The sequence below is a fragment of the Sphingomonas sp. genome, from assembly GCF_032114135.1.
Lineage (GTDB): Bacteria > Pseudomonadota > Alphaproteobacteria > Sphingomonadales > Sphingomonadaceae > Sphingomonas.
In genome coordinates this window covers 721414-735144 of record NZ_DAMCTA010000002.1, presented here as the reverse complement: position 1 = coordinate 735144, position 13731 = coordinate 721414, and the positions used below count along the sequence as shown (strand labels likewise).

At 67.1% G+C, this 13731-nt stretch carries 14 protein-coding genes and 3 tRNA genes (1 of these 17 only partly in view); 8 read left to right on the top strand and 9 right to left on the bottom strand.

The annotated features are described in order from the left end of the window. The 3 genes from RT655_RS15580 to RT655_RS15570 all read left to right on the top strand — a co-directional run. Window positions 1-53, top strand: a tRNA-Lys gene (locus RT655_RS15580) (it extends 123 nt beyond the left edge of the window). A gap of 30 nt (window positions 54-83) precedes the next feature. After that, window positions 84-159 (top strand) — tRNA-Lys (locus RT655_RS15575). Window positions 160-379: 220 nt separating this feature from the next. Further along, on the top strand, window positions 380-1513 hold the full coding sequence (locus tag RT655_RS15570; RefSeq protein WP_409530283.1) for a DUF2252 family protein: 1134 nt from the start codon (window positions 380-382) through the stop codon (window positions 1511-1513). A 50-nt stretch (window positions 1514-1563) separates the two neighbouring features. Here RT655_RS15570 and RT655_RS15565 read toward each other — a convergent pair. Then, window positions 1564-1653: transfer RNA gene (locus RT655_RS15565), tRNA-Ser, on the bottom strand. A gap of 215 nt (window positions 1654-1868) precedes the next feature. Between RT655_RS15565 and hspQ the strand changes: the two genes are divergently transcribed. From hspQ to RT655_RS15540, 5 genes are all read left to right on the top strand, one after another. Beyond that, window positions 1869-2249: a heat shock protein HspQ gene (gene hspQ, locus RT655_RS15560; RefSeq protein WP_313538399.1), complete on the top strand. Its 381-nt coding sequence runs from the start codon at window positions 1869-1871 to the stop codon at window positions 2247-2249. A gap of 136 nt (window positions 2250-2385) precedes the next feature. Continuing rightward, complete coding sequence (rplU, locus tag RT655_RS15555; protein WP_064313799.1) at window positions 2386-2691, top strand: 50S ribosomal protein L21; 306 nt, start codon at window positions 2386-2388, stop codon at window positions 2689-2691. A gap of 30 nt (window positions 2692-2721) precedes the next feature. Beyond that, window positions 2722-2991, top strand: a complete 270-nt coding sequence (rpmA, locus tag RT655_RS15550; RefSeq protein WP_064313800.1) for a 50S ribosomal protein L27 — start codon at window positions 2722-2724, stop codon at window positions 2989-2991. A 174-nt stretch (window positions 2992-3165) separates the two neighbouring features. Continuing rightward, entirely contained in the window at window positions 3166-3711 is a 546-nt protein-coding gene (locus RT655_RS15545) for a GNAT family N-acetyltransferase (protein ID WP_313538396.1), read from the top strand. A 307-nt stretch (window positions 3712-4018) separates the two neighbouring features. Beyond that, window positions 4019-4615: a TetR family transcriptional regulator gene (locus tag RT655_RS15540; RefSeq protein ID WP_313538395.1), complete on the top strand. Its 597-nt coding sequence runs from the start codon at window positions 4019-4021 to the stop codon at window positions 4613-4615. Between the two features lie 17 nt (window positions 4616-4632). Here RT655_RS15540 and RT655_RS15535 read toward each other — a convergent pair whose 3' ends face one another. From RT655_RS15535 to obgE, 8 genes are all read right to left on the bottom strand, one after another. After that, window positions 4633-6597: an ATP-binding protein gene (locus RT655_RS15535; RefSeq protein WP_313538393.1), complete on the bottom strand. Its 1965-nt coding sequence runs from the start codon at window positions 6595-6597 to the stop codon at window positions 4633-4635. 44 nt (window positions 6598-6641) lie between these two features. Then, window positions 6642-7844: a serine palmitoyltransferase gene (spt, locus tag RT655_RS15530; protein ID WP_313538391.1), complete on the bottom strand. Its 1203-nt coding sequence runs from the start codon at window positions 7842-7844 to the stop codon at window positions 6642-6644. Window positions 7845-7849: 5 nt separating this feature from the next. Continuing rightward, on the bottom strand, window positions 7850-8092 hold the full coding sequence (locus RT655_RS15525; RefSeq protein ID WP_066720263.1) for an acyl carrier protein: 243 nt from the start codon (window positions 8090-8092) through the stop codon (window positions 7850-7852). 83 nt (window positions 8093-8175) lie between these two features. Continuing rightward, window positions 8176-9729, bottom strand: a complete 1554-nt coding sequence (locus tag RT655_RS15520; RefSeq protein ID WP_313538388.1) for a hypothetical protein — start codon at window positions 9727-9729, stop codon at window positions 8176-8178. A gap of 35 nt (window positions 9730-9764) precedes the next feature. Then, on the bottom strand, window positions 9765-10670 hold the full coding sequence (locus tag RT655_RS15515; protein WP_313538386.1) for an NAD-dependent epimerase/dehydratase family protein: 906 nt from the start codon (window positions 10668-10670) through the stop codon (window positions 9765-9767). Beyond that, window positions 10667-11812, bottom strand: a complete 1146-nt coding sequence (gene proB / locus RT655_RS15510; protein ID WP_313538384.1) for a glutamate 5-kinase — start codon at window positions 11810-11812, stop codon at window positions 10667-10669. Before proB ends, RT655_RS15515 begins: the two co-directional genes overlap by 4 nt. A gap of 42 nt (window positions 11813-11854) precedes the next feature. After that, window positions 11855-12601 carry a suppressor of fused domain protein gene (locus RT655_RS15505; RefSeq protein WP_313538383.1) on the bottom strand — a complete coding sequence of 249 codons (747 nt, stop codon included), beginning with the start codon at window positions 12599-12601 and terminating at the stop codon, window positions 11855-11857. A 45-nt stretch (window positions 12602-12646) separates the two neighbouring features. After that, window positions 12647-13702 (bottom strand): GTPase ObgE, encoded by a 1056-nt coding sequence (gene obgE / locus RT655_RS15500; RefSeq protein ID WP_313538381.1) that lies wholly within the window; start codon window positions 13700-13702, stop codon window positions 12647-12649. Window positions 13703-13731 lie beyond the last annotated feature (29 nt).

The following is a 13731-nucleotide window of genomic DNA, read 5'->3' as shown; positions in this document are numbered from 1 at the left end:
GCAGCTGACTCTTAATCAGCGGGTCCTTGGTTCGAGCCCAAGTGTGTCCACCACCTTCCTTCTGCCGACATGCCTTCCGGTATGGACACATAGCTCAGTTGGTAGAGCAGCTGACTCTTAATCAGCGGGTCCTTGGTTCGAGCCCAAGTGTGTCCACCACCCCCTCATAGACTCCGGTTGCTGACCGACCGGGCCGGTATGCGGCAGAGACGCGAAGGCGTTACTCTCGAACCGCGCGTTTCCGCCTCCTCTTCCAGGCGACGGGCAACAGTTCGTTACGTTTGCCGCTTTCGTGCGTTGCAGCATCATGGCCAAGAAACCCGCACCGCTCTCCCCCGCCGAACGCAGCACCATCCTCGAAGCCAACCGCACGCTGAAAATGGCGCGATCGGCGCACGCCTATGTCCGCGGCAACACCGCCAAATTCTATGACTGGCTGGAAGGCTCTCCGGTTTCCGCACGTGTGCCGCAGGGCCCGTCGATCTGGATCTGCGGCGATTGCCATGTCGGCAATCTCGGCCCGCTCTCCAATGGCGACGGCCGTGTTGAGGTGCAGATCCGCGACATGGACCAGGCGGTGATCGGCAACCCTGCGCACGACCTCATCCGGCTAGGCCTGTCGCTCGCCACCGCCGCACGCGGCGCCGACCTGCCCGGCGTGGTCACCGCGCAGATGCTCGAAGAGATGATGGAAGGCTATGTCGCCGCTATCCACGATCCCACCAGCGGCGATCCCGGCGTCGAGCCCGATGTGGTGCAGAGCGTCAAGCGCCGCGCGCTGGGCCGCCGCTGGCGCCACCTCGCCAAGGAACGACTCGACGCGGTGGAGCCGCAGATTCCCCTCGGCAAGCGCTTCTGGCCGATCCAGGACAAGGAGCGTGCCGCGCTGGAGGCTGCGCTCGCCAAGCCTTCGGTTCTGGGCACCGTACTCGGTGCGGAAGATGCCGATGCCGAGCGCGCGATTCGGCTGGTCGACGCCGCCTATTGGATGAAGGGATGCAGCTCGCTCGGGCTGCTGCGCTATGCTGCCATCGTCGCGCTGCCCGACCACAAGGGCCGCAAGGATTATGCGCTGATCGACCTCAAGCAGGCGATCGACCCGATCGCCCCGGCCGCGCCCGGTGCCGAGCTGCCGGCGGACAATGCCGATCGCGTGGTTGCCGCCGCCCGCGCGCTCTCGCCGCATCTCGGCCGCCGCATGGCACCGGTGCGGATGCTGGGCCGATCGCTGTTCGTCCGCGAACTGGCGCCGCAGGACCTGAAGCTGGAGCTCGACCAGTTCAGCCGCGGCGAGGCAGTGAAGTCGGCCCGCTATCTCGCCTTCGTCGTCGGCAAGGCGCATGCGCGGCAGATGGCCACCGACGCGCGCGATGCGTGGCTGGAGATCCTCGCCGCCGATCGCCGCAGCAACCTCGATGCGCCGTCCTGGCTGTGGGAGAGCGTCGTCTCGCTCGCCGGCCGCCACGAGGTCGGCTATCTGGAACATTGTCGGCGCTATGCCGTCGCTGCGTGATGGCGTTGGGGGGGATGCGTCGATCCGCGCGACGCAGCAGCATGTCCCCATGGCGGAGAGGGAGGGATTCGAACCCTCGGAACCCTTACGAGCTCAACAGTTTTCGAGACTGCCCCGATCGACCACTCCGGCACCTCTCCGCTAGGGAGGATACGCATGTTCGGGAAGACCCGACCCGCGTACCGGTCGCTGTGAGGCGCGGCCACTAGCGCAAAGTTTTGAGGGCCGCAAGCAGGGTCTTTCAAGTTTTTTGACCCGTGTAGACGCGCGGTCCGCGGCCTTGCCCCTTCCCGGATCGGGAACGCGCCGCCGCGCCACCGTTGCCGTTGCGCCCCCGCAACCCTAGATTGATGCCATGTCAGAAACCAATGGTTCGCTTCTTTCCATCGACTCGGGCACGCCGATGCCGCCGATCGCCAGCGCGCGCTTTGCCATCGGCGACGTGGTGCGCCACCGCCTGCTCGATTTCCGCGGCGTGATCTTCGATGTCGACCCGGTCTTCGCGAACAGCGACGAATGGTATGATTCGATTCCCGTCGACATGCGGCCGGCCAAGGACCAGCCCTTCTACCATCTGCTAGCCGAGAATTCGGATTCGACCTATATCGCCTATGTCAGCCAGCAGAATCTGGTGGCGGACGACAGCGACGAGCCGGTCGACCATCCCGGAATCAGCGGGCTTTTCGACAGCTTCGACGCAGGTCGCTACCGGTTGAAGCCCAACCACCGCCATTAAGCGCGCGTGACTCGGAAAATCGCAGTTTCGTCTTGCGGAACGGTTGACATTCCTGCCCCCCTCGCATAGTTGCGCCCTTCCTCCTGCCGAGGTGCAACCTTGGCGGGCACATGCATTTGAACCAGAGAAGAGACCGATGTTCGCTATCGTGCGCACGGGCGGCAAGCAGTATCGCGTTGCCGCAGGAGACAAGATCGTCGTCGAGAAGCTCGATGGCGAAGCCGGTTCGTCGGTGACGCTGGGCGATGTCCTGCTGGCCGGCGAAGGCGGCGAGCTGAAGGCTACCGACGGCCTGACCGTTTCTGCCGAGATCGTCGCGCAGGCGAAGGGCGAGAAGGTCATCGTCTTCAAGAAGCGTCGTCGTCACAACTATCGCCGCAAGAACGGCCATCGCCAGCAGCACACGATCCTCAAGATCACTGCTATCGGCGCGGCCAAGTAAGCGACTGACGAGACACGAGGAGTATAGACAATGGCACATAAGAAGGCAGGCGGCTCGTCCCGCAACGGTCGCGACTCTGCTGGCCGCCGTCTTGGCGTGAAGAAGTTCGGCGGCGAGACGGTTCTCGCCGGCAACATCCTCGTGCGTCAGCGCGGCACCAAATTCTACCCGGGTGTGAACGTGGGCATGGGCAAGGACCATACCCTTTTCGCGCTCGTTGAAGGCCGCGTGTCGTTCAAGGAAGGCAAGCTTGGTCGCAAGTTCTGCTCCGTAGACATGATTGCCGAGGCAGCCGAATAACATCGGGTGACCGCACGGGTTGCCCACCAGGGCGACCCGGGTTCGGATGAACCAACCGAAAAAGGGAGACGGGTCGCCCCGGTCTCCCTTTTTTCATGCTCCCTGCAATCGCAGCGCAACACCCGCACGCCATGGAAACGGCGTGGGGAGCTGCAGGACCGAGGAGTGGTGGTCATGTTCGTGCGGACCCAGAGATTGACGTTACGTCCCGGCTGGCCCGAGGACGCCCCCGCCCTGGCCCGGGCGATCGACCATGAGGCCGTCGTCCGCAACCTGTCGCGCGTGCCCTGGCCCTATTCGATCGAAGCGGCCGAGACCTTTCTTGCGCATTGGACCGACACGCGTTTCCTGGTGTTCGAACATCAGGGCGGCAGCGTGGCGCTGATCGGCTGCGTCGGCATCGACACCGTAGGGAGCGACGCCAACGAGTTCGGCTACTGGTTCACCCCCTCTGCCTGGGGCAAGGGCTATGCGACCGAAGCGGGGCGTGGCGTGCTCGCGGCGGCGCGCACGTCGGGCATCCGCCGGTTGACGTCGCGCCATGCGGTCGACAACCCGGCGTCCGGCCGGGTCCTGCGCAAGCTGGGGTTCCAGCCGACCGGCCGCGTCGAGCCGGTCTGGTCCAAGGGGCGCGGCTGCGAGCTGACCTGCGTCGGCTTCGAGCTCGACCTTGACGCCCACGACTGCCGATCCGGCCCGGAGCCCCGCCTCGCAGCGTGACCCGCTCCCCCGTCCTCCCTGCCAAGGGAAGGTGTAAGGCGCACGCTGACCGAGGGGGAGAGCGGGTCGCACCCAAACCCTCGTCGTCCCCGCGAAGGCGGGGATCCATCGATGCTCATGCCGCAGTTCTTGCCCCCGGCGTCCTGGTTCATGGATCCCCGCCTGCGCGCGAAAGACGAGAGTTTTCCGACGCTGCAGCCCCGCTGTTCCGAATGTGATCCTCGTCTGGCCGGACGGCTCGGCGTTGCGCTTCCCCCCGCGCCCAAGCTCGACTAAGCCGGCAACATATGGACACAAGGCCCACAGCTTGACGACCCCGGCAGCGCGCCGGCGCCTCTCCCCCGAAGAATCGCGCGATGCGGCGCTCGAAGCGGCACGCGCCCTGCTGATCGAGGACGGTCCGCAGGCGGTGACCCTCAAGGCGGTCGCCGCCCGGATCGGGCGCACGCATGCCAACCTCCTCCACCATTTCGGATCTGCGGCGGGGCTGCAAAAGGCGCTGGCCGCCAGCATGGCGGACGCGGTGACGGCAAAGATCGGCGAAGCGGTGCTGCGCGCCCGCACCACCGACCACGATCTGCGCGAGGTGGTAAGTCTTACCTTCGACGCGTTCGGCCGCGAGGGGGCGGGCGCGCTGGCCAGCTGGATGCTGCTCACCGGCAACCAGGACGCGCTGGATCCGATCCTCGAGGCGATTCACCGCCTGGTCGACCGGATCAGCGAGGGCGAGGACGCGCGCGCGCCGCTGCGCGAGGAGACGCTGCAGTTGACCCTGATGGCGCTGGGCGACGCGCTGCTCGGCGCCCCCATGGCCCGCGCGTTGGGGCTTCCGCGTGACAAGGCCCGCGAGTTGGCAGCGAAGATGCTGCGCGCGCGGATCGAGGCGGCGAGCGAGACTTCGTAAGGCGCGCTCTTCGCGCCCTACTCCGCCGCCTGCCCCATCCGCTGGGCCTCGCCCGCGACCGCCTCGCGCACCGCGCGGGACAGCGCCGCGACGGTGAACGGCTTGCGCAGCACCGGCCGGTCGCGGAGCTGTTCGGCACTCGCCTCGCCGGTAAAGCCCGTGACGAACAGCACTGCCACCCCGTGCAAGGTGGATTCGATTCCGGCGATCATCTCCGGGCCCGTCTGGCCGGGCATCAGCACGTCGGTCATCACCAGGTCGAGCGACGCCATTGCCGCAATCGCAGCCGGCGCGTGCAACGGGTCCGCGCAGCCGACCGCGCGATGGCCGAGCTCGCGTAGCGCCGCCAGCGATGCCGCCAACACGCGCGGATCGTCCTCGACGACCAGAATGTCATAGCTGTCCCCGGCCTTGTCCTCGCTCGGCTCCAGCGCAATCGGGGCCGCGGTGGCGCCCGTCAGCGCGCCCCGGTACCGCGGTAGATACAGGGTGACCGTGGTGCCCGCGTCGGGGGCGGTCTCGATCGCGATACCGCCGCCCGACTGGCGAACGAAACCGAAGATCTGGCTGAGCCCCAGCCCGGTGCCCTTGCCCACCGGCTTGGTGGTGAAGAAGGGCTCGAACACCCGCTCCAGCACCTCGGGCGGCATGCCGCAGCCATCGTCGCGCACTGCGACCGAAACATAATCGCCCGCCGTGCAATGCCCGACCTCATTCGCCGCCAGCCGTGATTCGCCGGTGGTGACCACCAGGGTGCCCCGCCCGTTCATCGCGTCACGCGCGTTGACGGCGAGGTTGAGCACCGCATTTTCCAGCTGGTGCCGGTCGACCCAGATCCGCCAGCCCATGCCGCGATCCTGCGCCTCGACCCGGATCGCGTCGCCTAGGGTACGGTCGAGCAGGTCACGCATGCCGCGGATCAGCGCGCCGGCATCGACCGGTTCGGGGGCCAGCGATTCGGACCGCGAAAAGGCGAGCAACTGGCGGGTGAGCGCGGCGGCGCGATGGGCGCCCTCCATGGCATTGTCGAGATGGCGCGCGGCTTCGCGGGGGTCGCTCTCGATCTGGCGCCGCGCCAGTTCCACCCCGCCCAGCACAACGGCCAGCATGTTGTTGAAATCATGGGCGATGCCGCCGGTCAGCTGACCGACTGCGTCCATCTTCTGCGCCTGGCGCAGCTTGGCCTCGGCACCTTCGCGCTCGCGGGCCTCTTCGCGCAGCTGGGCGGTGGCGGCGGCGACCGCCTCGCGCAGCTGGCCGGCGCGTTCGCGCTCCCAGGCGGCATCGGCATCCGCAAGCGCGCGATCGCCCTGCGCCTCGATCGCCAACCAGCCGAAGATGACCGCCCCCAGCGCGATGACCAGACCAAAGCCGCTGAGCACGCGCGAGGCATAGCTGCTGTTCTCGATCAGCTGCGCGGCCGCCAGCGTACGGTTGCGCAGCAGGCGGCGTTCCTGATCGGCGACATCGTCGAGAATCGCCTCCACCTGCTTCCGTGCCGGGCTCTCGCGCACCTGATAATAGGCGCCGAAGGCATCGCTGTTGCGCTTGAAGGTGGTGTACAGCGCCGTTGCGTCCAGCTCCTTGCCGCGTTCGGCGAAGGCGCGCTGCAACTGGCGGACCTTGGCGAACAGCGCGGGGTTGTCACCGGTCAACTGACGCAACCGCTGGAGCTGCTCGCCGGCCTTGCCCCATTGCTCGCTATATTGCTGGCCGAGATTGCGATCGGCGCTCACCACATAACGTCCCAGCGCAGCTTCGGCCGAGGCGATACCGCCGCGAAGCTGGTTCGCGCGCAGGATCACCTCGAAGCTGTGCTGCTGAAGCGCGATTGCCCGGTCGCGCTCGAGATCGGTGCGCTGCTGGATGAGGATCAGCGCGCCGAGCACCAGCACGCCGGCCACTGCCAGCGCCGCCAGCAGGACCAGGCGCCAGTTCTTCGCGTGAACCGAACGCTCCAGAGACGGGATCGCATCGCTCATCCGGGCCCGACTCTAGGCGCTTGGAACGAAAGTGAAAAGGCCGGTTAAGCGATGACCCCCACGGCCTGGCCGGCGGCGCGGAACATGCCCAGCACGCGCTCGATCTGCTCGGGCCGATGCTCCGCGCACAGCGAGCAGCGCAGCAGGAAGGTGCCGGCCGGAGTCGCCGGCGGGCGCGCCATGTTGACGTACAGCCCGTTCTCCAGCAGCGCCTGCCACATCATCACCGCCTGCTCCTGATCCTCCAGGATCACCGCGACGATCGCGCTTTCCGGCTTCTCGGTGCCGAGCTTGAAGCCCATCGCCGTCAGGCCGCCGTGCAGCGCACGGGCATTGTCCCACAGCCGCGCGCGCTTTTCGTGCGCGGTCGCCAGTTTGCGGATCGAGGTCGCCGCGGTCGCTACCACGCTGGGCGGCAACGAGGCGGTGAAGATGTACGGGCGGCAGGCCAGACGAATGGCTTCGAACTTGGGGTGGTTCGAGATGCAGAAGCCGCCGACGGTGCCGACCGACTTGGAGAAGGTGCCGACGACGAAGTCGACGTCGGCTTCCAGCCCCTGGTCCTCGTACACGCCGCGGCCATTCGGCCCGAAAAAGCCCATCGAATGCGCTTCGTCGACGAGCACCATCGCGCCGTGCTTCTTGGCGACGGCGACCATTTCCTTGAGCGGGGCGATGTCGCCGAGCATCGAATAGACGCCCTCCAGCACCACCAGCTTGCCGGCCTCGGCGGGCAGGCGGCCGAGGCGCTTGTCGAGGTCCGTCACGTCATTGTGGCGGAAGCGGACAATCTCGGCATTGCCCTGCTTGCAGCCATCATAGATCGAGGCGTGGCTGTCGGCGTCGAGGATGATGTACTCGCCCTTGCCGGCCAGCGTCGAGAGCATGCCAAGATTGGCCATATAGCCGGTCGAGAACACGATCGCGCCGGACACGTCGTAGAAATCGCGCAGCGCCTGCTCGACTTCCATATGGTCGCGGAAGGTGCCGTTGAGCATGCGGCTGCCGTTGGTTCCCGAACCGAACTGGTCGAGCGCGTCCTTGCCGGCCTGGATGACGTCCGGATCGAACGTCATGCCCATATAATTATAGGTACCGAGCAGGATGGTGTCCTTGCCCTTGATCACCGCCTCGGTCGGCGACTTGACCTGCTCCATCACGATCGCGAAGGGATCGATCACGCCGCTGTCGAGTAGCGCCTGGCGCTCGGCGATCAGGCCGTCGAACTTGCTCATCAGGTCGGTCATGGTGTTCAGCCCTTGAGCTTCTGCACGGCGTCGACCAGCTGGCCGACATTCTCGATCTCGGCCTGCATGTTCATGGTGATGACGATGTCGAACTCGTCCTCGATCGCGGCGACGAAATCCATCACCGTCAGGCTGTCCCATTCGAGATCGCCGGCGAAGGTCGTGGTTTCCGAAAGCGCGACGCCCTTCTTGTTGAAGGGCTCGATCTGCGCGGCGACGATGTCGAAGATTTCTGCACGGTCAGTCATGCGGCCGGTCCTTAGTGTGATCGGCCGCAGGTGCCAAGCGAATGCGGCGAAACCAGGCCCGTGGCGGGGCAGTGCCCCAAAGGTCAGGCGGCCGCCGCCGCATCCTCGCTGCCCGCGGTGAGCACGCCGTGCACCCACAGGTCCATCTGCCCGGCGATCTTCTGAAGCAGTCCGGGGTGGAAATGGGTCACGTCCGCCATTTCGTCATAGCTGTCGATCAGGTCGGGCACTTCGAGGAGGAAGATGCGGTCGGGATTCTCGCGGGCTACCTGCCGCCAGATCGCATTGAACAACCGGCAGCGCTCAGGCGAATGGTTGAGGCCCAGGCGGTATTTCTCGATCGGCGCGTCCTCGGGCGGCAGCACTACCAGCATGCCCAGGTCGTTCTCGATCAGGTGGATGCACAGCCGCAACACGCACTTCTGATAGACGCCGCGTTCCAGCAGGTGCCACTTGGCCGGCCAGCGATTGTCCAGATAGTCGATGGTGGCGCCGTAGACGAGGAAGGGCGGGAACGCCTGATCCTTGTAACTGTCGTCGTCCATCATTCGCAGCGCGAACAGGCGGGGATTGTTGTCGAAATCAATCGCCGGGCGATACTGGCTGTAATGCGCGATGCCGCCGGACTGGCAGTCGAACATGATGCGGATCCCCGCCTCGCCGGCGACGTGGGCGGACAATTCGGCACGAATCGCCGCACGGACCTCTGGTTCGTCGAACCCGTGATCCGCGATCCAGTCGGGCGGCACCCGGCTGAAGCGGCCATCGAGTGCGCTGAAATCGGCGTCGGGCCAGTTCCCCCGGATCTTGCCGAGCGCATATTGCTCCAGCCCCATGTGCATCGCGCGGCACGAGAAGGTGAAGTGCACGAGGTGCTGGTCGATCCGGTCGTACATGACGAAGCCGACCAGCCCATAGCGGCCATATTTGTCCCAGGCGAAGATAGACCAGCTGTCGTTCCGGGTGACGTCGATGATGTCGAGCGCGAGCTGGGCGGGATCGACGCGCGACTGGGTGTAGTTGAGCTGGTTGGCGCGGTTGACCAGCTCGGCGATGCGCGGCACGAACTCGAGATTGTCCATGATGAACGGCGCGCAGGCGCACAGGCCCGAGGCGCGCAGAAACGCCTCGTTGGACTGGCCGGCTACCGCGCTGCGATCGCGCTTCTTGGCTTCGAGGATGCGGTACTCGGCGACGCGGCTGCGGCTCCCGGTCTGAAGCGCGAGCAGCCCGGCAAGCTGGTCATCCGCATCGGGCGCCGTTGCATCGAGCGTCTGGATCTCGGGCAGCGCGTGGCGGACTTCGGCGAGATTGTGCGGATTGTCGTCGATGAAGAGGACGTTGACCGCGCGGAGCTGCATGTCGGCGATGATCGCGCGGATCGCCTGGGCCTTGGGGGTGAAGGCGATGTGCGGGAAGACGAATTCGTCCGATAGCCCGAACGCCTCCAGCTTTGCCCGCGCCGCGTCGGAATCGTTCTTCGAGCAGATCGAGGAGACCACGCCGCGCGCGTTGAAGGCCCGGACCATCTCGGCGCGCCGCTCGAACAGCGCCACTGTGTCGCCATCGGCGAGCGTACCCCGCCACAGCGTGTCGTCGAGGTCCCAGAGGATGAGCTTGATCGGGGCGTTCCACATGCCCCCTTTATAGAATGGTTAAGCCCCGTCCGGGCTCAGAGCAGTCCCTTAGCCCGGTACCAGCGCGCAGTTTCTGCCAGCCCGGTTTCGGTCTCCACCTGGGGCGTCCAGAGGTTTGCGGGGGCGCGATGGCCTGGGCTCGCCACCCAGTCGGGATGGCAGAAATAGGAGACGCGATCCGGCGTGAGCTTTGCGCGTTTGCCGCGCAGCGCCCGGTCCACATAGGCGCCGGCCATCAGCACCGCCTTGGGCAGCGACAGCGCCAGCACCTTCCGCCCGACAGCGCGGCCGATGGCATGGGCGAACTCGGGATGCGTCCAGCCCCCTGCCCGGCCGTCATCGGGGTCGATCTCGCCGGAGAAGCGATCCGCCGAAGCGAGCGCGAGCAGCAGGCGGCCGAGGTCGCCGACCTCGATCACCGAGATGCGGCCGCCCGGCGGCAGCAGCGCCAACCCGAAGCGGGCGACACGGAACAGCTCCAGCATCTCTAGATCGCCCTGGCCGTAGATCGCCGGCGGACGGACGATCGTCCAGTCGAGTCCCGACGCACGGACCAGCGTGTCGGCCTCGCCCTTGGACCAGCCATAGGCCGACAGCTCGGGCTCGCGGCTGGCAAGCGAGGAGACATGCACGTAGCGCCGCACGCCTGCCTGCTTGGTCGCGGCGAGCATGTTGGCGGTGCCGGTGATGTTGCCGTGCGCGAAGCCCTCGCGATCGGGGGCGTTGACCACGCCCGCGACATGGATGACCGCATCGGCACCGGTGCACAGCTCGACGAGCGCCGCGGTCGCATCGAGATCGCCGCGGATCCAGGTCACACCGTCGCGCGCCGGCTGGTCGCGGCGGGTGAGCGCACGGACTTGATGCCGGGCCTCCAGCGCCAGCTCGATCAGCCGCGATCCGACGAAGCCGGTACCCCCGGTGACGGCGAACACGCTCACAGCAGCGCCATGTGGCTGCGGTGGACCAGCGCGGCGCGGGGCGCATAGCCGAGGATCTCGACCAGCTCCTCGCTCCGCCGCCCGACAATGCGCGAGGCATCGACATGGCCATACTCGGCCAGCCCGCGCGCCAGATGCTTGCCGTCCGGCCCGACCACCACCACGAGATCACCGCGGGCGAAGCGGCCCTCGACGCGGGTCGCCCCGGCCGAGAGCAGGCTGCGGCCTTCCTTCAGCGCCTGCGCCGCGCCCTCGTCGATATGGATCGCGCCCTTGGCGGTGAGCCCGCCGCGCAGCCAGGCCTTGCGCGCCGCCGCGCCCTTCTGGCCCAGGAACAGCGTCCCCCGCCGCGTCGTCGCCAGTCGCGCCAGCGGATGCTCGACCCGGCCATCGGCGATGGCGAGATGCGCGCCGGCGCTGGTCGCGATCCGCGCCGCCTCGATCTTGGAGACCATGCCGCCCGACCCCATGCCCGAGGCTGAGCCGCGATCGGCCATCGCCTCGATCTTCTCGTCGATCACGTCGACCAGCTCGATCAGCTGCGCATCGGGATGGGTATTGGGGTTGGCGGTATAGAGACCGTCGACGTCCGACAGCAGCACCACGCCCTCGGCATTGGCCGCGCTCGCCACCCGTGCGGCGAGCCGGTCGTTGTCGCCGAAGCGGATTTCTTCCGTAGCCACCGAATCATTCTCGTTGATCACCGGCACCACGCCGAGCCGCAGCAGCCGGTCGAGCGTCGCCGAGACGTTGAGGTAGCGGCGGCGGTCCTCGAGATCGTCGAGCGTCACGAGGATCTGCGCCGCGGTCATCCCCTGGTCATGGAGCAATTCGGACCAGATGCTCGAGAGCGCGATCTGGCCGGTAGCAGCTGCTGCCTGCGCGTCCTCGAGGCTTGCCCGGCCGCCCTTGGGCAGCTTGAGCCGCCGCGCGCCGAGCGCGATCGCGCCCGAGGAAACGATGACGAGCTGCTGCCCCTCGCGCGCCCGGGTTCCGAGATCGGCGGCAAGCGCCGCCAGCCAGTCGCGGCGAATCTGCCCCTCGCGATCGACGAGCAGCGAAGAGCCCACCTTCACGACCAGCCGGCCGCAGGTCGAAGGGCTGAAGCCGATGGCATCGGCATGGCGTGCGAGCGCGGACATGGCCGCGCTATTAGCGGTGCGGTTCGGCATCTGCCAAGCCGATCAGACGATCGATTCGCGCTGAAGATCGCTGCAATGGCCGACACCGGTCGCCTGGAGCCGCGCAATCAGTGCGTCGCGGGTGTCGCTGTCGCCGGCGCGGATCTCGCCCAGCTCGGCGGCAGTGAGCAGCACCACGGGCACCGCGCGGACCGGGGAGAGCGGCATGTTTTCGATCCGCGTCTCAAAATCGGGCTCCGGCCCGCCGATCATCACGCCCAGCACGTCGTCGGCGGTAAGGAAATGCGCCGGCAGCCGCGCGGCGATCGCCGCCGAGCTGGAGACGTTGGTAAGTTCGAGCGGAATCGGGCCATGGCGCTCGAGCGGGCGCAGGATGCCCTGCTCCTCGGCAACGATCGCCGCCACCCGGCGCAGCACCTCGAGCATCCAGCCATCGCCCGCCACCTGCGCGGGCGCGCCCTCGCCCGGCCCTTCGACGAACAGCTCGATCTCGAAGCCGTTGGCCGTCGCGCTGTCGTCGAAAGGATCCGAGAGGCCGTCGGTCGCGAGCAGGATTGCGTTGCCGCGATGGATCAGCCGATACGCCTCGTGTCCGCCCGGCCAGAGCGAGCCGGCCGGGGCGGAGGAAAGGATGCGGTCGCTCGCCGGCCACAGCGCCGACCAGAACAAGCCCCGTGCCTCGGCCGAGCGTTCGGCGACGCTGGCGATTCGGCGTGGCTCGGGCCGGCTAACCGCCTGCGCCTTTGCACCAAACAGTCCGCGCAACCAGCCGAACGCACCCATCCGCATGTCTCCCAAAAGGAATCAGGCGGGAAGCGTTGCCTTAGAAATGCGTCAGACCGGCGACCATTGAACGGGATCTTCACCATCTTCGAAGGTTTCATCCGCCGCGCGATTCTCGTTCGGGCCGATGATCTCGAGCAACTGGTCGAGTACCCAATCTACGCCAGTGCCGGCCGCGCCGGACAGCGGAATGACTTGCGCGCCGCTCGCTTCTTCGAGCTCCGCGGAAAGTGCTGCGATCAGTTCATCGTCGAGCGTGTCGATCTTGTTGAGCGCGATCACCATCGGCTTTTCGGAGAGGCCCCCGCCATAGGCTTCGAGCTCGTCGCGAACGATGCGGTAGCTGGTCGCCACATCCTCGTCATTGGCGTCGATCAGGTGGAGCAGCACGCGGCAGCGCTCGATATGGCCGAGGAAGCGGTCGCCGATGCCGGCGCCGTCCGCCGCGCCTTCGATCAGGCCGGGGATGTCAGCGACGACGAACTCGCGCTGCTTGTGGCGCACCACGCCCAGCTGGGGCCGGGTGGTGGTGAAGGCATAGGCGCCCACCTTGGCCTGCGCGTTGGTCACCGCGTTGATGAAGGTCGACTTGCCGGCATTGGGCAGCCCGACGAGCCCCGCATCGGCGAGCAGCTTGAGCCGCAGCCAGACCCAGGCCTCCTCGCTCGGCCAGCCCGTGCCGTGCTGGCGGGGCGCGCGGTTCGTCGAGGTCTTGTAGGTCGCATTGCCGCGACCGCCGTCGCCGCCGCGCAGGAAGACGATGCGCTGGCCTTCCTTGGTGAGGTCGGCCAGCAGCGTGCGCTCGTCGTCATCGGCAAGAATCTGCGTGCCGATCGGCACCTTGATCACCAGATCGTCGCCGCCCGCACCGGTGCGGTTCGAGCCCGAGCCGCCGCTGCCGCGCGGGGCCCGGAAATGCTGGGTGTAGCGGAAGTCGATCAGCGTGTTCAGGCCGGCGACCGCTTCGAAGACGATGTCGCCGCCCTTGCCGCCGTTGCCGCCGTCGGGGCCACCATATTCGATGAACTTTTCGCGGCGAAAGCTCACGGCACCGGGTCCGCCGGCACCCGAGCGGACGAAAATCTTGGCTTGATCGAGGAAATGCATCGCGGGCCCATATACGTTCGGCGCAATTT

Bases quoted from the DNA above. Each gene is read 5' to 3' on its own strand.
- rplU (WP_064313799.1), top strand. From the start codon at position 2,386: ATGTTCGCTATCGTGCGCACGGGCGGCAAGCAGTATCGCGTTGCCGCA.
- proB (WP_313538384.1), bottom strand. From the start codon at position 11,812: ATGTCCGCGCTCGCACGCCATGCCGATGCCATCGGCTTCAGCCCTTCG.
- RT655_RS15520 (WP_313538388.1), bottom strand. From the start codon at position 9,729: ATGTGGAACGCCCCGATCAAGCTCATCCTCTGGGACCTCGACGACACG.
- obgE (WP_313538381.1), bottom strand. From the start codon at position 13,702: ATGCATTTCCTCGATCAAGCCAAGATTTTCGTCCGCTCGGGTGCCGGC.
- RT655_RS15505 (WP_313538383.1), bottom strand. From the start codon at position 12,601: ATGCGGATGGGTGCGTTCGGCTGGTTGCGCGGACTGTTTGGTGCAAAG.
- RT655_RS15535 (WP_313538393.1), bottom strand. From the start codon at position 6,597: ATGAGCGATGCGATCCCGTCTCTGGAGCGTTCGGTTCACGCGAAGAAC.
- rpmA (WP_064313800.1), top strand. From the start codon at position 2,722: ATGGCACATAAGAAGGCAGGCGGCTCGTCCCGCAACGGTCGCGACTCT.
- RT655_RS15570 (WP_409530283.1), top strand. From the start codon at position 380: ATGGCGCGATCGGCGCACGCCTATGTCCGCGGCAACACCGCCAAATTC.
- RT655_RS15525 (WP_066720263.1), bottom strand. From the start codon at position 8,092: ATGACTGACCGTGCAGAAATCTTCGACATCGTCGCCGCGCAGATCGAG.
- hspQ (WP_313538399.1), top strand. From the start codon at position 1,869: ATGTCAGAAACCAATGGTTCGCTTCTTTCCATCGACTCGGGCACGCCG.
- RT655_RS15545 (WP_313538396.1), top strand. From the start codon at position 3,166: ATGTTCGTGCGGACCCAGAGATTGACGTTACGTCCCGGCTGGCCCGAG.
- spt (WP_313538391.1), bottom strand. From the start codon at position 7,844: ATGACCGACCTGATGAGCAAGTTCGACGGCCTGATCGCCGAGCGCCAG.